The sequence below is a fragment of the Roseiarcus fermentans genome (genome assembly GCF_003315135.1).
In the GTDB taxonomy this organism is placed as follows: Bacteria; Pseudomonadota; Alphaproteobacteria; order Rhizobiales; family Beijerinckiaceae; genus Roseiarcus; species Roseiarcus fermentans.
The window spans coordinates 114,897-131,159 of record NZ_QNRK01000010.1 but is presented as its reverse complement, the minus strand read 5'-3'; the positions used below and the strand labels follow the sequence as shown (position 1 = coordinate 131,159).

Below are 16,263 nucleotides of genomic sequence, written 5' to 3'. Positions count from 1 at the left end.
TCCGTTCATCGCGCCGCGCCTCAGCCGATCGCGATCGTCCTCGGCCTGTCGCGCTCCGAGCGCGGCAGGAACAGCGCCAGCACGCCGTCGCGAAGCTCGGCCTTGACCCCCTCGGGGTCGATCTCGACCGGCAGGGTCACGGCGCGATCGAACCGCCCGGCGAGCCGCTCGCGCCGATGCACCGCCGCAGTCTCGGGAAACGCCACCGTCTTCCGGCCGGAGAGCCTGAGGGTGCGCCCCTTCAACTGCAGCTCGAGGTCGGATTTGGTCACGCCGGGGATCTCGGCGATGACAACGACGTCGTCGCCCTTGCGAAAAACGTTCATCGGCGGATAGGCGCCGCCGCCGCTCGGCCCCGACCCGAGCCAGTCGCTCTCGCGGAACATGTCGAGCGCCTGCTGAAAGCTCACGAGCGCGTCGAAAGGATCCGAAACTATCGCCATGGTTTGCCTCCTTCCCTCTCGTTCGGCGGAAGGGGCGCGAGCGCATGCCCGAGACGATGGGTCTTCTTCTTGACGCTCGGGGCGTGCGAACGCCTCCCGCCACGATCGCCATCGAGGTGGGGAGGCGGCGGCGCGCCGTCAAGAGCCGGCGGCGGCGCGAGCCTGGGCGTTTCGCGCCAAAGGGAAAGCCTCAAGTAACGCCGTTCGTCGAGCCGTCGGCGTTCGCGCCCCGCGCTTGCGCGATCAGACCTCGAGGCCTCCGGCGGAGGTTCGGCGGAGTTGTCAAAAATCACGGCCGTTCGGGCGAGCGTGTTGAGACGGGTCAATGCGCGGCCCGCCGGAACGCCTAGACTTGCGTCATCGGGCTGAGAACCAACCCGATCGAGGAGGCTTCGATGACAAAAGTTGAAACCAAGGTTCCCGTCGCCACCGCGGCGAAACCCGAATCGGCGCCGTCCACCGTGCAGATGCAGATATGGCGGCCGTTCGAGTCCCTGCGCCGCGAGGTCGACCGCCTGTTCGAGGACTTCACCGCGAGTCCGTTCCGGCTGCCGTTCCGCCGCCCGGCCTTCGACATCGAGCCGTTCTGGTCGCCTGAGGCCTGGGTGGCCGTGCCTGCGGTCGATTTCGTCGAACGCGACACCGGTTACGAGGTTCATGCGGATCTGCCCGGCCTCGACGAGAAGGACGTCGAGGTGAGCGTCGCCGGCGGCGTGCTCACCATCAAGGGCCAGAAACACGAGGAGACGGAGGAGAAGAAACCCGACTTCCATCTGCGGGAGCGCCGCTTCGGCTCGTTCGAGCGCGCTTTCCGGGTCCCGGCCGGCGTCGACGCCGACAGGATCGAGGCGAGTTTCAAGAAAGGCGTCCTGACGGTCGTGCTGCCGAAGTCCGCGGAGGCGCAGAAGCCGGTCAAGACGATCGCGGTCAAGGCCGAGTAGGCGCGCGCGGCCGTCGGCCCGCTCGCCGGCCCGCAGCCGGGGCTTCCGCGAGGAAGCCCCGGCTCGTTTCAGGCGCCGGGTCCCGCGGTCTCCTGCAGGAGACGCCGTTCCCGAAGGCGTCCGCTTGCGGCGGGGCCTTGGAGATCGGACGCGGACAGCGACCGCAGGGCGAAGGTCACTTGTCCTTCAGGACCGTCCAGCCGAACTTGTTCGACAGCGGGGTCGGATCATCCATCAACGCTTCCGGCCAGAAGGGCGACTTGTAGTCGTTCTTCAGGACGCTCCAGCCGAACAGGTCGGAAAGCGGGGTCGCCGGATTCTTGATCTTCGAGCCCTCTTTCACGACGCTGAGGACCGACCAGCCCATCTTGGTCGACAGGGGTGTCGGATCGTCCGAAAGGGCTTCCGGCCAGAAGGGGGACTTGTAGTCGTTCTTCAGGACGCTCCAGCCGAAGAAATCCGACAGCGGAGTGGGCGAGTCCTTCCACTTCGCGAAGTCGAACGGCCGCACGGCCGCAACAGTCTTGCCGCCCTCGTCCGCGATCTCCTCGGAGGTCGCCACGCCGCCGTGACTGTCGAGAATCTTCGCCACGGCCGCGCCGTCGCCGAAGGGCGCGGTGACGGCGACCAGGACCTTGTCCGGCTTGAACGAGGCCTTTACCTCCTTGAAGCCCTTCGCTCCCAGTTCGTCGATCGCCGCCTTGGCCTTTTCAGAGCTGGTAAATGTTCGCTTTTCGATCGCCATCGTGGCACCGCTTTCTTTTCAACGCTGTGGCGGCATCCTTCCCCATCGCGCCGCCGCCGTAACGCGACCGCCGTCGGGTATTGTACGGCCGCGGAGCACGGGTGTCGAGAATTGTTTGTCAAGTTTAGTTGTCACTTCAGTTTGTCATCTCTTCTTGTCATTCGGGCGCCCCTTGCAGGCCCCTGTCGCGGCGCGAAGGTTCGACCGCCGCGCGTTGCCGAACCTCCCGGCCGGTCCGGCGGCGCCTGCCGAGGGCCCCGATCTCCGCTCGCCCGAGCGCGCGCGTCGCCGCGGACCCGATCTCCCTGCGACACGGCGCCGCAGCATTCGGGCGGGACGCTGTCCAGTCGCCGCCAGCGCGGCTCACCCGATTCGCGACGCGTCGCGGAAACGGCGCGCATTCCGCACCGCGCGCCAGCCGGTTTCGGCGCCGCCGCCCCCCGCTGACGTCCTTGCGGCCTTCGCACTTCCGTCCGGGAGTCAGGACTTGTTCGGGCGCGCGGGCCGGCGACCGCGCTTGCGCTCTTTCGTCTGGCCGGCGCGAGGCGGTTCTTCCTCTTCCCGGCTCGGCGCCCCGGGGGCGGGCGCCGCGACGGCCTCCTCCCGGATCGGCTCCTCGCCGGCCGGCGCCTCGACCGCCTCCTCCCGGCTCGGCTCCTCGGCTGCCGGCGCCTGGACGGCCTCGACCCCGGGGGCTTCGACCGGTCGCGCGTCCTGCGGCGCGGCCGCGACGGGTTGGCTGCGCCCTGCGCCGCTGGACGGGCCGAGCAGGACCGGCCAGCCGAACCTTTTCGACAGCGGAGTCGGATCGTCGATCAACGCCTCCGGCCAGAACGGGGACTTGTAGTCGCTCAGGACCCGCCAGCCCAAGAGGTCCGAGAGCGGGGTGGCCGGGTCCTTGATCTTCGAATCGGCCCCCTCTTTCACCAGCTCGAGCACCGACCAGCCCATCCGGGTCGACAGCGGAGTCGGATCGTCGACCAGCGCCTCGGGCCAGAAGGGCGAGCGGGCGTCGTTCAGGACGCTCCAGCCGAAGAACTCCGACAGCGGGGCGGCCGAGTCCTTGATCTTCGCGCAATCGAACGCCGGCGCGGCCGTCGGCGACCCGGCGCCCGCGTCCGCCTCGCCCGACGCCATCGGCCCGTGGCGGTCGAGAATCTGCGCCGCGCGCTGGCCCTCGCCGAAGGGCGCGTTCACGGCGACCCGCACCCGATCCGGCCCGAAAGAGGCCTCCACGTCGGAGAAGCCTTGCGAAGACAGCTCGTCCATCGCCGCCCTGGCCGTCTCGGAATTGGCATATGTTCGCTGTTCGATCGCCATTGTCGCACCGCTTTCTTCAGGTCGTTCCGCGGCGGTTCGTTCATTCCCCTCTGCGTCGCCGCCTGCCCGCGACCGCCGTCGTCTTGTACGGCGACGCCGCAAATGTGTCGAGATCGCTTGTCACCATGACGTGTCATGTTTTCTTGACACTCGGCGGCAGCGCAGGGGCCGCGCCAACGGGGCGCGCCTTTCGGGAGCGCTTGCAATCGCGCCGCGCGCTCGCTAAGCGCCGCCCATGTCAGCGCCGCCCGTCGCTCTTCTCAACGCCCGCCTCGTCGACCCGGAGCGCGAGACCGAGGTCCGCGGCGGATTGCTGGTCCGCGACGGCGTCATCGCGGCCGTCGGACCGGCGGTGAACCGGGACCAGATCCCCGAAGGCGCGCGCGTCGTCGACTGCGCCGGCGACGTCGTGGCCCCGGGCCTCGTCGACATGCGCGCCTTCGTCGGCGAGCCGGGCGCCGAGCATCGCGAGACGATCGCCAGCCTCAGCGCGGCGGCCGCGGCGGGCGGGGTGACGAGCGTCGTCGTCCGGCCCGACGCCAGTCCGCCGGTCGACGATCCGGCGATGGTCGACTTCATCCTGCGCCGCGCCGGCGACGATTCGAAGGTCCGCATCTTTCCCTCGGCCGCCCTGACCAAGGGCCTCGCGGGCCGGGAAATCGCCGAGATCGGGCTGCTCGCGGAGGCCGGCGCGATTCTGTTCTCCGACGGATCGCGCTCGGTCGCCGACGCCCAGACCATGCGCCGCGCAATGACCTATGCGCGCGACTTCGACGCCCTCGTCGCGCCGGTGTGCGAGGACGCTTCGCTCAAGGGCGAGGGCGTGGTCGCCGAGGGCCTCAGGGCGAGCTGGCTCGGCCTGCCCGGCGTGCCGCGCGAAGCCGAAACGGTCGCGCTCGAGCGCGACCTGCGCCTCGTCGCGCTCACCGGCCCGCGCTACCACGCGCAGATGATCTCCAACCGCCTGTCGATCGAGGCGATGCGCCGCGCCCGGGACGCGGGATGCGGCGCGACCTGCGGCGTCTCGATCAACAGCGTCAGCCTCAACGAGCTCGACGTCGGCGACTACCGCACGTTCCTGAAGCTCAGCCCGCCGCTGCGCGGCGAGGACGAACGCATGGCGCTGGTGGAAGCGCTGGCCGACGGCGTGATCGACGTGATCTGCTCCGACCACGATCCGCAGGACGTCGAGACCAAGCGCCTGCCGTTCGCCGAGGCCGCGACCGGCGCGATCGGCGTCGAGACCATGCTGTCGGCGAGCCTGCGCCTGGTGACCGCCGGACACCTCAGCCTGCCGCGGCTGATCCGCGCGATGACGCTGCGGCCGGCGCAAATCCTGCGCCTGCCGGTCGGCCGCCTCTGCGTCGGCGCGCCCGCCGACCTGATCCGCTTCGATCCGGACGCGCCCTACGTGCTCGACCCCGCAGACCTGCATTCGCGCTGCCGCAACACTCCGTTCGACGCGGCGCGGCTCGAGGGCCGGGTGAAGCTGACGCTGGTTGCCGGCCTCGTGGCCAACGAATAGTCTCGCTTCCAACAGAAGCGAAATGGAGCGGGCATGGTCGGGGTTTCCTACGGAGCGGCGCTGGCGCTGGCGCTCGGCTACCTGCTCGGCTCGATCCCGTTCGGCCTCGTCCTGACCCGGCTCGCCGGGGCGGGCGACCTGCGCGCCATCGGCTCGGGCAACATCGGCGCCACCAACGTCCTGCGCACCGGCCGCAAGGACCTCGCCGCCGCCACGCTCGTCCTCGACGCCCTCAAGGCGACCGCCGCCGTCCTGCTCGGCGCCTGGGCTTTCGGCCCGGCGGCCGCGCTTCCCGCCGCCGCCGGGGCGATCATCGGCCACCTCTATCCGGTCTGGCTGAGGTTTCGCGGCGGCAAGGGGGTCGCGACCTTCCTCGGCGGGCTGATCGGCGTCGCCTGGCCGGCCGCGATCGCCTTCGCCGTCACCTGGCTCGCCGTCGCCGCCGCGACCCGCTATTCCTCGGCCGCTGCGCTCTCCGCCACCGTCGTCTCGCCGATCGTGGCCTGGGCGGTTGGCCCGCCGGACGCGGGACTCGTGTTCGCGCTGCTCGCCGCCCTCGTCTGGTTCAAGCACAGCGCCAACATCGGGCGGCTCGTCGCCGGGACGGAATCGAAGATCGGTAAGGCGTGATGGCGACCAAGCCGCCCGCGCGCTTGTCCGACGACCAGCTGTTCGACTGGCTGCGCCTGATCCGCTCCGAAAACGTCGGGCCGCGCACCTTTCGCGCTTTGGTGAATTCCTGCGGCGGGGCGCGGGCCGCGCTCGAGGCGCTGCCGGACCTCGCCCGCCGCGGCGGGGCGCGGCGGACGATCCGGGTCGCCACCGCCGAGGAGGTCGAGCGCGAGCTTTCGCTCGCGCGCACGCTCGGGGTGCGTTTCGTCGCCCTCGGCGAGTCCGACTATCCCCCCGCCCTGCGCCGCATCGACTCCGCCCCGCCGGTGCTCGCGTTTCGCGGGCGCGAGGAGGCGCTGCAGCAGCCGGCGGTGGCGATCGTCGGATCGCGCAACGCGTCGGCTGCGGGGCTGACCTTCGCCGAGCGGCTGGCGCGCGGCGTCGGGCAGGCGGGCTACGTCATCGTGTCGGGGCTGGCGCGCGGCATCGACCACCGCGCCCATGTCGCGAGCCTGGAAACCGGGACGGTCGGGGTGCTCGCCGGCGGCCACGCCCGCCCCTACCCCGACGACGCCATCCCGCTGATCGAGCGGATGGTCGAGCACGGCGCGGTGGTGTCGGAAATGCCGATCGGGTGGGAGCCGCGCGGGCGCGACTTCCCGCGCCGCAACCGCATCGTCTCGGGGCTCGCGGTCGGGACGGTGGTGGTCGAGGCGGCGCGCGGCTCGGGCTCGCTCATCACCGCCCGCTTCGCCCTCGAGCAGAACCGCCAGGTGTTCGCCACCCCCGGTTCGCCGCTCGATCCCCGCGCCGAAGGGACCAACGACCTTCTCAAGCAGGGCGCGCTCATGTGCACCTCGGCCGAGGACGTGGTGGCGGCGCTCGCCCCGGCGCATTCGGCCGACCTGTTCGCCGCGCTCGACGAAGCGGGCGGCGCAGGCGAGCCGCTCTGGGGGGAGCAGCCGCTCCTCGGCGTCGACCCGGAAGGAATCCCGCGCGTCACGCCGGGCGACGAACTCGACGAAGCGGCCGGCGCCGCCTATCTCGCCCGCGACGGCGCGGACGCGGCGCGCGACAGCGTCGTCGACCTGCTCGGCCCGGCGCCGATCACGCTCGACGACCTCGCCCGCGCGGCCAATCTCCCGGCGCGGGACGTGCGCATCGCGCTGATGGAGCTCGAACTCGCGGGACGGGTCGAGTTCTCGGGCGGCGACCGGGTCGCGCTGCGGCCGTCCGGCGACGAGACCGCGTGACCGCCCAGCGCCGGCTTCAGTCCTCGTCTTCCGGACCGCCGAACGCCGCCTGGCCCTCGTCGGCAAGGCCGTCGAGCCCGTGGTCGTCCTCGTCGCTCTCGTTGGTGCGCACGAACATGTCCGCCTCCGAGCGCGCCATGCCGAGGAAATAGCCGAGCAGATCGAGGCCGGCGGCGAGCGCCATCGCCTCGAGTTGCGCGGTCATGTCGGATATGTAGCTGGCGACGTCGAGCGCCTCGCGACTGGCGACGCCCCTGCCCGGCCCGTCCGCTTCGCGCTCCCCCGCCGCGTCGTCGCGCTTCGGAAGCGCGCGGGCCGCGGCCTTGCGCTTCAAATCCCCGCTCCGGCCAACCATGCCATCCGTCACCCGAACGCGTTGACGGAACCGACGCCGATTCCGTGGCGCACGCAGGAGGACGCCACGCGCTGTCCGCGCGGCCGATTCGACCTTTTGCCCGCCCTGCCGCGATTAGACGCCTTTTTTCCCGTTGTGCGCAAGCCTTGCGGCAGCCTTTCGCGCGGGCTCAGCCGGGCGTTCCCCGCCCGGCGGCGAGCGCCGCCAGCCGGTCGAGGGCGCCCTGGAGAATGTAGGCCGCGGCCATCTTGTCGATCACTTCCGCCCGCCTCGCCCTCGATACGTCGTTCTCGATCAGCGACCGGAGCACGACGGCGGTGGAGAACCGCTCGTCCCAGAAGGCGATCGGCAGATCGGTTCGGGTCGCGAGGTTGCGCGCGAAGGCGCGGGTCGATTGCGCCCGCGGCCCGTCGCGCCCCTCGAGATCGAGCGGCAGGCCGAGCACCAGGGCGGCGATCTCGAATTCGGCGAAGATCGCGAGCAGCGCGTCGGCGTCCTTCTGGAACACGGTTCGGGGCAATGTCCTCAGCGGCGAAGCCAGCCGCCGCTCGACGTCGGACAGCGCCAGCCCGATCGTCTTCGTGCCCAAGTCGATGCCGATCAGGCGCGCCTTGGCGGGCAGGCGCGCGGCCAGGTCTTCGAGGAGAAGCGGGCGATTCATCGCCCGAGCCGCTAGCACGGCGGCGGGCGCCTGTCGAACGGCGCCCGGCGCGACGGGCGGGCTCCGCGAGCCAGGACACCGCGGCACTAATGGCCTTCCAAATTGTCGAATGAAATGAGCCCTAACGGCGGCTTTCAACAAGTGCAAGGAATCCCGCAAGGTCCATCAACCACGCCTGCTGCGCAGGTCTGTACGTTGAATGAAGTGCCTTAGGCAATATGAGTTGCAATTCGAAAGACTTCATTTCGTCCGTCTGCGTTTCGGAGATCGACGGCTCCAAAGTGATCAGGTGTTTGCCCTTCACCCGCGCGCCCTCCGATACGACCTGCCGCCATCGGTCCTTGCAGGTCGATTTCGATCCGAGCAGCGTCAACTTTTCCGCCGGGAACGTTTCGTCACGGTAGGCATCACCGCCGGGGAACAGGAAGTCAGGCTTTTTCTTACCCTCAGTCGTCGCGCCCCGGTCGAACTTGAGCTTGCGCGCCTTGAAAATCGTCTCAAGGTGGTTTTCGAGGCTCTGCCCAGCCCTGCTCTTGCGCCTGTTTTGGACCGACAGACTGAACGAGATGAAGCCGTCGACGTCGGCATCCTCGCCCGCGATGAAACCTGACTTGAGCCGCTCTGAAACGATGGCCCGTTCCAACCGCCGGAACAGCGCCTCCTCGCGCTCAAGCCACGCCATGAGGGCCGCGTCGGCACCGTCGAGCGGGTCAATCTCCGGCAGCGACGACCGCGCAAGCGCCGAGAACGCCGCCGTTGTCGGAAAGGCCTTGCCGAAAGGCACGAGAAGGTTATCTAGGAAGTCGCTCTCGGACTCCTCGATCTCGATGCCGAGCTCGTCGAGGACGTATCGCGCGGCGAAGTCTAACTCTGCCTGCCGCTCATGCTTAATGTCTTTGTATTCTTCCAATAGTTCTATCTGCTCGTCGATGCCGAAGAGCCACATGAGCTGCGAGTTTACCGTGCTGGAACCAGGCGTGATGACAACGAGGACGGAACCATCGGGACGCCGGGCGAGGAACATCGTGTCACCCGGTTGCATTGCAGTCGTCACAGCATTGCTGCTGTAATAGAGGTGGTACTCAGGGGCGCGGGGCTTACCCTTGCGGACGTTGCTCCACGACACGAAGCCATCTTCGGAAAACCCTTCCTGCTCGGCCCCCAGCCAGACGAAGCGGGTCTCGATCTGGCGCTGGTCCTCGTCGCCGAACAGCTTTCGTAGCGCGCGCGTCCCTTGGAATTCGTGCTGGTTCGACCGGTCGGTTACGACCTCGACGAGGGTGAGCCGCTTCGCAACAACCCCCACGAACAGATCGCTCAAAAGCCCGCGACGAATCGTCATTCAAGACCTCTGATCTCAAGAGAATTTGCACCCGACCTGAGCCAATCGGCGCAGGATTCGATAACGGATTCGATGGGGAGACGCCGAGGTCCTTTGAAGCTGCACTCCCAAACCACGCCGATGCGCCACCCAGCGGACGTCAGGACACGAACAGCGCTGGCGTCGACCTCGCGGTTGCGGGCGATCTTTGCGCGCCACCAGTCCGGGCGGGTCTTAGGCCAGACGAATAGCGGGCAGTTGTGGCCATGCCAAAAGCAACCATGCGCGAATATCACCGCGCGCCGACTTGGGAAGACCAGATCTGGTTTTCCGGGAAGATCTTCGACGTGTAGGCGATATCGAAATCCAGCCGCGTGCAGGCCGCGGCGCAGCACCATCTCGGGGCGCGTGTTCTTGGCTTTGATCCCAGACATCATTCGACTGCGGACGGACGGCGGAACGCTGTCAGCCATGGGCCTCAGCCGCCTGGCGGTCGGGACGCGTCACCTTGCGGATCGGCGCGGCTTCTGGCCGTTCCGCGTCCACTGCGGCATAGATATGCCTTTTCATGTTCCGGGCGATGAACTTCACAGCGGGAACGACTACGGAATTACCGAATTGGCGATAAGCCTGCGTGTCGGAGACCGGGATCTTGTGGCTATCGGGATAGCCCATCAGCCGAGCGCACTCTCGCGGCGTGAGGCGGCGCGGAATCTTTCCCTCACCCTGGCTGACGAGGATCTCGCTTCCGTCTTTGTAATAGCGTGCCGACAAGGTCCTCGTTACATCGTCCGGGCCGAAGACACTGCATCCGAACCCATTGCCTGCTCTGGCGTGCTTAGCTGCATAGTCTTGGAGATACTTCCATAGATGCGGCGTTAACGTGTATTTCGAGTCGACATCGTGTTCCAGGATCGAGCCAAGGGTCGGGCCTTCGTCCTCTGGCAGCTTGAGTTTGTTAATGTCGAATGAACTCTTGTCGCGGAATCCCACGATGAAAATGCGCTTGCGGCGCTGCGGCACCCAGTGCTCGGACGAGATCACCCTCGTCGACACATGGTAACCGAGTTCCTGCGTCAAGACGTGCATGATAGTAGCGAAAGTCTTACCACCATCATGGCTCTCAAGGTTTTTGACGTTCTCAAGCAGAAATGCCGTCGGACGGTGATGAGCAATGATTTGTGCTGTGTCAAAAAAGAGCGTGCCCTGCGTGTCACACAAAAATCCGTGCGGGCGCCCCAAAGCATTCTTCTTCGATACGCCTGCGATGCTGAATGGCTGACAAGGAAACCCAGCAAGTAGAACGTCGTGCTCGGGGATCAACTCAGGAGTCTCGGCGAACGGGCGGATGTCACCCTCGACCTCGCGGTTGTCGTGGAAGTTCGCCTCATAGGTTTCTCTCGAGAAGCGGTCCCATTCGCTCGTGAAGACACAGCGCCCGCCGATGCTCTCGAATCCGCGACGCAGTCCGCCAATGCCCGCGAACAGGTCGATAAAGGTAAAACTCTTTTCAGCACGCAACATGGACACGACGATTCGACTGTTGGCAGGAAGGGCACAATCGGTCATCCCATATCCCCGACGAACGAACAATTAGTTCCCTGTATGTTCTCACATTGGAAACCCGAGTTGTCAACGGCCTTCTCTCGCGGTCTGGTCCGCGTGAAGGTGCCACCGCGCCGAAGCGGATCGACCGATCCCTTCGACCGCCGATCACGTGTCACCGCTTTGCCGTTGCTGGTTCCGCTTTCGCGTCGACATCACGGAGCGCCGCCCGCCGCGGCTGGCAACCGGCAATATGATGTCCAGACCGGAACGCGACCGCCCACCGCGCCCCCGGTTTGCCAGCGCAATCTCCGCGATGTATAGGGGCCTCTTTCCCGCAAGACTGGTCCCGAGGAGCCTTCGATGTCCGTCGATCTCGCCGCCGTTCGCCGCATCGCGCATCTCGCGCGCATCGGCGTGAGCGAAGCGGAGATCCCGCATCTGCAGCACGAGATCAACGCCATCCTCGCCTTCGTCGAGGCGCTCGGCGAAGTCGACGTCGAGGGCGTCGAGCCGATGACCTCGGTGACGCCGATGCGGCTGCCGATGCGCGACGACGTCGTGACCGACGGCGAGATCGCCGCCAAGGTGCTGGCCAACGCGCCCCTGACCGAAGACGGCTTCTTTCTGGTTCCCAAAGTGATCGAATGACCGCCGCCGCCGTCTCGCCGCGCACAAAGTCCCGTTTCCGGACACGCCCAAGGACAAGCCCGTGACCGACCTCACCTCCCTGACGCTCGCCGAGGCGCGCGATCGGCTCGCATCCCGGGCGATCTCCAGCCGCGACCTGACCGCGGCGCATCTCGCGGCGATCGATCGGGCCAAGGGGCTCAACGCCTTCGTCGCGGTGACGGCCGAGAAGGCGCTCGCGATGGCGGACGCCAGCGACGCCCGCCTCGCCCGCGGCGAGGGCGGCCCGCTCGAAGGGCTGCCGATCGGCGTCAAGGACCTGTACGCCACCGAAGGCGTCCACACCCAGGCCTGCAGCCACATTCTCGACGGCTTCAAGCCGGCCTACGAGTCGACCGTCACCGCCAATTTGTGGCGCGACGGCGCGGTGATGCTCGGCAAGCTCAACATGGACGAGTTCGCCATGGGCTCGTCGAACGAGACCTCGTACTACGGTCCGGTCGCGTCGCCCTGGCTGCCGCCGAATTTCAGCCCGACCCAGGCGCGCGCCGCGCTCGCCGACAAGGGCAAGCGCGGCCTGATGGCGCCCGGCGGCTCCTCGGGCGGCTCGTCCTCGGCGGTCGCCGCCCATCTCTGCCTCGCCGCAACCGCCAGCGACACCGGCGGCTCGATCCGCCAGCCCGCAGCCCTCACCGGCATCGTCGGCATCAAGCCGACCTACGGGCGCTGCTCGCGCTGGGGCATGGTCGCCTTCGCCTCGTCGCTCGATCAGGCCGGGCCGCTCGCGCGCACCGTGCGCGACGCCGCGATCATGCTGCGCTCGATGGCCGGGCCCGACCCGAAGGACTCGACCTGCTCGCCCTCGCCCGTGCCCGATTACGAAGCCTCCGTCGGACGCTCGGTCAAGGGCCTGACGATCGGCGTGCCGAAGGAATACCGCCTCGAGGGCATGAACCCGGAGATCGAGGCCCTGTGGGCCAAGGGCGCCGAGTGGCTGCGCGCGGCCGGCGCTACGATCGTCGACGTCAGCCTGCCCAACACCCGCCACGCCCTGCCGGCCTATTACATCGTCGCGCCGGCCGAGGCGTCGAGCAATCTGGCGCGCTACGACGGCGTCCGCTACGGCCTGCGCGAGCCCGCCTCCGAGATCGTCGACCTCTACCAGAAGACGCGCGCCAGCGGCTTCGGCCCGGAGGTCAGGCGCCGCCTGATGATCGGCACCTACGTGCTGTCGGCCGGCTATTACGACGCCTACTACCTGCGGGCGCAAAAAATCCGCACCCTGATCAAGCGCGACTTCGAGATCGCGTTCGGCAATGGCGTCGACGCCATCCTGACGCCGGCGACGCCCTCGCCCGCCTTCGCCATCGGCGCCATGGCGTCGGCCGATCCGGTCGAGATGTACCTCAACGACGTCTTCACCGTGACGGTCAACATGGCCGGGCTGCCGGGGCTGGTCACGCCGGCCGGGCTCTCCGCCGACGGCCTGCCGCTCGGCCTGCAGCTGATCGGCCGGCCGTTCGACGAGGAGACGCTGTTCGCCCTCGGCGAGGCGATCGAACAGGCGGCCGGGCGGTTTTCCCCGCCGGAAGCATGGTGGGCGTGAGCCGCCCGGGGAGCCCGCGATGAGCTGGGACGTCTATTTCGTGCACTTCGAAAACGAACTCTGGCCGCCCGTCGATCCCAAACCCGTCCTCGCCGTGTTCGAGCGCTATTGCGAAACGCTGCAGCGAAAGGAACATGGATACGACTGCAAGCTGCGGGACGGCCTCGAAATCGAGATCTACTCGGCTCCCCTCGACGGCTCGGAACCGTTCGATGGGCCGATGTTCGCCTTTCGCGGTTTCACGCCCGTCGCGGCCCGTTTCCTGTACGAGGCGGCCGTCGCCGGACAGGCGACGGTGATTGCTCCGGGCATCACATGCCTCGTCGAGGAGACGAAGGACACGGATCTGCCGAAGGACCTCAGGAAGAGTCAGCCGGTCATCCATGTCGGCGACGCGGACGAACTCTACGCTGCGCTGACCGAGGGCTTCGACGGCTGGCGGCGCTATCGCGACCACGTGGTGGGGCGATGACGGCGCCGCTGTCGCCAGCCGGGCCCCCGGGGCGGACACACCAGGGCCGCAGGGCCGCGATCGACAACCGACAGACGGGGACGCCATGACCGTTCAGACCGGCAACGCCAAACTCCTCAAGGGCGCGACGGGCGACTGGGAGACCGTGATCGGCCTCGAGGTCCACGCCCAGGTGACGTCGCGGGCAAAACTCTTTTCCGGCGCCTCGACCGAGTTCGGCGGCGAACCCAACACGCATGTGTCGCTGGTCGACGCGGCGATGCCGGGCATGCTGCCGGTGATCAACCGCGAGTGCGTGGCGCAGGCGGTGCGCACCGGGCTGGCGCTGAAGGCGCAGATCAACAAGCGCTCGACCTTCGACCGCAAGAACTACTTCTACCCCGACCTGCCGCAGGGCTATCAGATCTCGCAGTACAAGAGCCCGATCGTCGGCGAAGGCGAGATCCAGGTCGACCTGACGCCGGACTACGCGATCCGGGTCGGCATCGAGCGCCTGCATCTCGAGCAGGACGCGGGCAAGTCGCTGCACGACCAGTCGCCGACCATGAGCTTCGTCGACCTCAACCGCTCGGGCGTGGCGCTGATGGAGATCGTCTCCAAGCCCGACCTGCGCTCGGCCGACGAGGCCAAGGCCTATGTCGGCAAGCTGCGCACGATCCTGCGCTACATCGGCTCGTGCGACGGCGACATGGAGAAGGGCAGCCTGCGCGCCGACGTCAACGTATCGGTGCGCCGGCCGGGCGAACCGCTCGGCACCCGCTGCGAGATCAAGAACGTCAACTCGATCCGCTTCATCGGCCAGGCGATCGACACCGAGGCGCGCCGCCAGATCGAGATCATCGAGGACGGCGGAACGATCCAGCAGGAAACCAGGCTGTTCGATCCCGCGCGCGGCGAGACGCGCTCGATGCGCTCCAAGGAAGAGGCGCACGACTATCGCTACTTCCCCGACCCCGATCTCTTGCCGCTCGAACTCGACGGCGAATGGATCGACGCGCTCGCCGCCTTCCTGCCCGAGTTGCCGGACGCCAAGAAGGCGCGCTTGATCGCCGACTACGGGCTCTCCGCCTACGACGCCGCGGTGATCGTCGCCGAACGCGAGACCGCCGACTTCTTCGAGAGCGCCGTCAACCACGGCGGCGCGCAACGCGACGCCAAGGCGGTGGCGAACTGGCTGATGGGCGACCTCTCGGCGCAGGCCAACGCGCAGGGCGTCGGCGTCGCCGACGCGGGCCTCTCCGCCGCGTCGCTCGCGACCCTCGTCGACCTGATCTGCGAGGGCGTGATCTCCGGCAAGATCGCCAAGGACCTGCTGGTCATGCTGCTCGGGCCCGACCGCGGCGCCGACCCGCGCGCGCTGGTGGAGGCGCGCGGCCTGCGCCAGGTGACCGACACCGGCGCGATCGACGCCGCGGTCGGCGCGGTCATCGCCGCCAATCCCGACAAGGCCGAGCAGGCGCGAGCCAAGCCCGGCATGCTCGGCTGGTTCGTCGGCCAGGTGATGAAGGCGACCGGCGGCAAGGCCAATCCGCAGGCGGTCAGCGACGCGCTGAAGACGCGGCTGGGACTTTAGCGGCGCCCGCGAATCGCAGGCTGCGATTCGCCGCTTTCGCTGTCGACGCGCTGGCTCGCCGCGCCGCTCCTCCGGGCTGGCGCGGCGGTTTTGCGACGGTGGCGCAAAGACAAGGCGATGGACGCTCGCCCGCGCGACGGAAAGCCGGCGGACGTCCTGAAGGGAAGCGCCTGTTCGAACGGCGTGCGGCTGCGTTTCGCGCGGCGCAGGGTCCCGAATCCGGCTGAAAGCAAGGGCTGAGCGCGGATCGACGACGTCGACGGCCGTTCGACGGCGGCGCCGAGCCTGCGTTGCGGCGGCCGCCGTCGGGCGCGCGAAATCGAACGCCGAATCCGTCGCGAGACCGCTCGCCGCAGCGCTCCGAACGCGCGCGCCTGTCGATAGGGACTTGACAAGGCTCGCGTTCGTGCGGAGCTTTCAAAAGCGGGAAAATGGGACGATCGACAAGGAACGCGAACCATGGCGAAAGCAGCAGGCACGAAGCCGTCGAAGAAGACCGCCGCTACGAAGAAGCCCGCCAAGGAAGCCGCGGCGAAGAAGACTGTGCGCAAGGCCGCCGCCAAGCAGACCGCGCGCAAGAGTGCGGTGAAGGAGACCGCGGCCAAGAAGACCGACGCCTCGACAACTGCCGCCAAGACGACGGCGCGCAAGCCGCCGGCCACGAACACCGCCGCCAAGACGACCGCAGCGAAGACCGCCGCAGCCAAGACCGCGACAAAAAAGGCGGGGGCCAAGAAGACCGACGTCGCAAAGCGCGCCCCGGCGCGGCGCAAGACGGCGGAGCCGGTCGTTTCGCCGACCGCGCCCGGCGACACGCCGCCGACCAGCGAATAAGCGGATCCGACCTCGACCGGCTGCTTCCGAGTCGGCCGCGTCCGGAGCCCGCGTTCGCGCGCGGGTTCGACCGGCGCCGCCGCCCGTTCCTGGTTCACCGCGGTCCCCGCTCGTCCGGCCGGAGCGTAACCCGTGTCGCCGAGGATGATCAGGCGGAGGATGAAGCCCCGGCCGTCGCCGTGGGGGCCGGACGCGCGGCGAGGATTTTCGCCCGGCCCGCTTGCAATGAGCGAACGCGTCGGGCATATGTCCGCACCTCGTGGAGACGTGGCCGAGAGGCTGAAGGCGGCGGTTTGCTAAACCGTTATAGGGTTGTAAAGCCCTATCCAGGGTTCGAATCCCTGCGTCTCCGCCATTACGATCAGAAAATCAAGAACTTAAGCTGGGTGTCGGAATCGGTCGTAACTCCCAAGCCGCCGTCATCGCG

Annotated in this window: 17 protein-coding genes and 1 tRNA gene; 10 read left to right on the top strand and 8 right to left on the bottom strand. The window is 68.2% G+C overall.

The genetic code is table 11. The features are described 5' to 3' along the window. Positions 1–20: 20 nt before the first annotated feature. A complete protein-coding gene (locus DFR50_RS10960) occupies positions 21–443 on the bottom strand; it encodes an Hsp20/alpha crystallin family protein (protein ID WP_113889238.1) in 423 nt (140 codons plus the stop codon). Positions 444–838: 395 nt separating this feature from the next. Here DFR50_RS10960 and DFR50_RS10955 point away from each other — a divergent pair, with 395 nt between their 5' ends. Then, positions 839–1,384 carry an Hsp20/alpha crystallin family protein gene (locus DFR50_RS10955; RefSeq protein ID WP_113889237.1) on the top strand — a complete coding sequence of 182 codons (546 nt, stop codon included), beginning with the start codon at positions 839–841 and terminating at the stop codon, positions 1,382–1,384. A 175-nt stretch (positions 1,385–1,559) separates the two neighbouring features. Here the strand turns inward: DFR50_RS10955 and DFR50_RS10950 are convergent, their stop codons facing one another. Together DFR50_RS10950 and DFR50_RS10945 are read right to left on the bottom strand one after the other, a co-directional pair. Next, positions 1,560–2,129 (bottom strand): hypothetical protein, encoded by a 570-nt coding sequence (locus DFR50_RS10950; RefSeq protein WP_113889236.1) that lies wholly within the window; start codon positions 2,127–2,129, stop codon positions 1,560–1,562. Between the two features lie 480 nt (positions 2,130–2,609). After that, positions 2,610–3,449: a hypothetical protein gene (locus tag DFR50_RS10945; protein ID WP_113889235.1), complete on the bottom strand. Its 840-nt coding sequence runs from the start codon at positions 3,447–3,449 to the stop codon at positions 2,610–2,612. 235 nt (positions 3,450–3,684) lie between these two features. Here DFR50_RS10945 and pyrC point away from each other — a divergent pair, with 235 nt between their 5' ends. The 3 genes from pyrC to dprA are packed head-to-tail and all read left to right on the top strand — an operon-like array spanning position 3,685 to position 6,839. After that, entirely contained in the window at positions 3,685–4,974 is a 1,290-nt protein-coding gene (gene pyrC / locus DFR50_RS10940; RefSeq protein WP_113889234.1) for a dihydroorotase, read from the top strand. Positions 4,975–5,007: 33 nt separating this feature from the next. Then, positions 5,008–5,604: a glycerol-3-phosphate 1-O-acyltransferase PlsY gene (gene plsY / locus DFR50_RS10935; RefSeq protein WP_113889233.1), complete on the top strand. Its 597-nt coding sequence runs from the start codon at positions 5,008–5,010 to the stop codon at positions 5,602–5,604. Next, entirely contained in the window at positions 5,604–6,839 is a 1,236-nt protein-coding gene (gene dprA / locus DFR50_RS10930; RefSeq protein ID WP_113889232.1) for a DNA-processing protein DprA, read from the top strand. Before plsY ends, dprA begins: the two co-directional genes overlap by 1 nt. Positions 6,840–6,855: 16 nt before the next feature. Here the strand turns inward: dprA and DFR50_RS10925 are convergent, their stop codons facing one another. From DFR50_RS10925 to dcm, 5 genes are all read right to left on the bottom strand, one after another. Continuing rightward, positions 6,856–7,173 (bottom strand): hypothetical protein, encoded by a 318-nt coding sequence (locus tag DFR50_RS10925; protein ID WP_113889231.1) that lies wholly within the window; start codon positions 7,171–7,173, stop codon positions 6,856–6,858. A gap of 190 nt (positions 7,174–7,363) precedes the next feature. Then, positions 7,364–7,855, bottom strand: a complete 492-nt coding sequence (gene ruvX / locus DFR50_RS10920; protein ID WP_113889230.1) for a Holliday junction resolvase RuvX — start codon at positions 7,853–7,855, stop codon at positions 7,364–7,366. Positions 7,856–7,976: 121 nt separating this feature from the next. Beyond that, the gene (locus DFR50_RS10915) at positions 7,977–9,197 is read right to left on the bottom strand and encodes a type II restriction endonuclease (RefSeq protein WP_210208861.1); all 1,221 of its coding nucleotides are present in this window, start codon (positions 9,195–9,197) and stop codon (positions 7,977–7,979) included. Next, a complete protein-coding gene (locus DFR50_RS10910; protein ID WP_113889229.1) occupies positions 9,194–9,649 on the bottom strand; it encodes a very short patch repair endonuclease in 456 nt (151 codons plus the stop codon). The genes DFR50_RS10915 and DFR50_RS10910 overlap by 4 nt, the downstream gene beginning before the upstream one ends. Next, complete coding sequence (dcm, locus tag DFR50_RS10905) at positions 9,642–10,745, bottom strand: DNA (cytosine-5-)-methyltransferase (protein WP_113889228.1); 1,104 nt, start codon at positions 10,743–10,745, stop codon at positions 9,642–9,644. Before dcm ends, DFR50_RS10910 begins: the two co-directional genes overlap by 8 nt. A 339-nt stretch (positions 10,746–11,084) precedes the next feature. Between dcm and gatC the strand changes: the two genes are divergently transcribed. The 6 genes from gatC to DFR50_RS10870 all read left to right on the top strand — a co-directional run bounded on the left by gatC (position 11,085) and on the right by DFR50_RS10870 (position 16,191). After that, on the top strand, positions 11,085–11,372 hold the full coding sequence (gene gatC, locus DFR50_RS10900; protein ID WP_113889227.1) for an Asp-tRNA(Asn)/Glu-tRNA(Gln) amidotransferase subunit GatC: 288 nt from the start codon (positions 11,085–11,087) through the stop codon (positions 11,370–11,372). A gap of 61 nt (positions 11,373–11,433) precedes the next feature. Next, on the top strand, positions 11,434–12,957 hold the full coding sequence (gene gatA / locus DFR50_RS10895; protein WP_113889226.1) for an Asp-tRNA(Asn)/Glu-tRNA(Gln) amidotransferase subunit GatA: 1,524 nt from the start codon (positions 11,434–11,436) through the stop codon (positions 12,955–12,957). Positions 12,958–12,976: 19 nt separating this feature from the next. Beyond that, the gene (locus DFR50_RS10890; RefSeq protein WP_113889225.1) at positions 12,977–13,429 is read left to right on the top strand and encodes a hypothetical protein; all 453 of its coding nucleotides are present in this window, start codon (positions 12,977–12,979) and stop codon (positions 13,427–13,429) included. Positions 13,430–13,514: 85 nt separating this feature from the next. Next, positions 13,515–15,002 (top strand): Asp-tRNA(Asn)/Glu-tRNA(Gln) amidotransferase subunit GatB, encoded by a 1,488-nt coding sequence (gene gatB, locus DFR50_RS10885; RefSeq protein WP_113889224.1) that lies wholly within the window; start codon positions 13,515–13,517, stop codon positions 15,000–15,002. Between the two features lie 459 nt (positions 15,003–15,461). After that, positions 15,462–15,836: a histone gene (locus DFR50_RS10875; protein WP_113889222.1), complete on the top strand. Its 375-nt coding sequence runs from the start codon at positions 15,462–15,464 to the stop codon at positions 15,834–15,836. Positions 15,837–16,097: 261 nt separating this feature from the next. Next, positions 16,098–16,191 (top strand) — tRNA-Ser (locus tag DFR50_RS10870). Positions 16,192–16,263 lie beyond the last annotated feature (72 nt).

What these genes read in the sequence shown, in the direction of transcription:
- DFR50_RS10875 (WP_113889222.1), top strand. Translation starts at nt 15,462, where the DNA reads ATGGCGAAAGCAGCAGGCACGAAGCCGTCGAAGAAGACCGCCGCTACG.
- DFR50_RS10955 (WP_113889237.1), top strand. Translation starts at nt 839, where the DNA reads ATGACAAAAGTTGAAACCAAGGTTCCCGTCGCCACCGCGGCGAAACCC.
- ruvX (WP_113889230.1), bottom strand. Translation starts at nt 7,855, where the DNA reads ATGAATCGCCCGCTTCTCCTCGAAGACCTGGCCGCGCGCCTGCCCGCC.
- DFR50_RS10915 (WP_210208861.1), bottom strand. Translation starts at nt 9,197, where the DNA reads ATGACGATTCGTCGCGGGCTTTTGAGCGATCTGTTCGTGGGGGTTGTT.
- dcm (WP_113889228.1), bottom strand. Translation starts at nt 10,745, where the DNA reads ATGACCGATTGTGCCCTTCCTGCCAACAGTCGAATCGTCGTGTCCATG.
- DFR50_RS10910 (WP_113889229.1), bottom strand. Translation starts at nt 9,649, where the DNA reads ATGGCTGACAGCGTTCCGCCGTCCGTCCGCAGTCGAATGATGTCTGGG.
- DFR50_RS10890 (WP_113889225.1), top strand. Translation starts at nt 12,977, where the DNA reads ATGAGCTGGGACGTCTATTTCGTGCACTTCGAAAACGAACTCTGGCCG.
- gatB (WP_113889224.1), top strand. Translation starts at nt 13,515, where the DNA reads ATGACCGTTCAGACCGGCAACGCCAAACTCCTCAAGGGCGCGACGGGC.
- DFR50_RS10945 (WP_113889235.1), bottom strand. Translation starts at nt 3,449, where the DNA reads ATGGCGATCGAACAGCGAACATATGCCAATTCCGAGACGGCCAGGGCG.
- DFR50_RS10950 (WP_113889236.1), bottom strand. Translation starts at nt 2,129, where the DNA reads ATGGCGATCGAAAAGCGAACATTTACCAGCTCTGAAAAGGCCAAGGCG.
- dprA (WP_113889232.1), top strand. Translation starts at nt 5,604, where the DNA reads ATGGCGACCAAGCCGCCCGCGCGCTTGTCCGACGACCAGCTGTTCGAC.
- pyrC (WP_113889234.1), top strand. Translation starts at nt 3,685, where the DNA reads ATGTCAGCGCCGCCCGTCGCTCTTCTCAACGCCCGCCTCGTCGACCCG.
- plsY (WP_113889233.1), top strand. Translation starts at nt 5,008, where the DNA reads ATGGTCGGGGTTTCCTACGGAGCGGCGCTGGCGCTGGCGCTCGGCTAC.
- DFR50_RS10960 (WP_113889238.1), bottom strand. Translation starts at nt 443, where the DNA reads ATGGCGATAGTTTCGGATCCTTTCGACGCGCTCGTGAGCTTTCAGCAG.
- gatC (WP_113889227.1), top strand. Translation starts at nt 11,085, where the DNA reads ATGTCCGTCGATCTCGCCGCCGTTCGCCGCATCGCGCATCTCGCGCGC.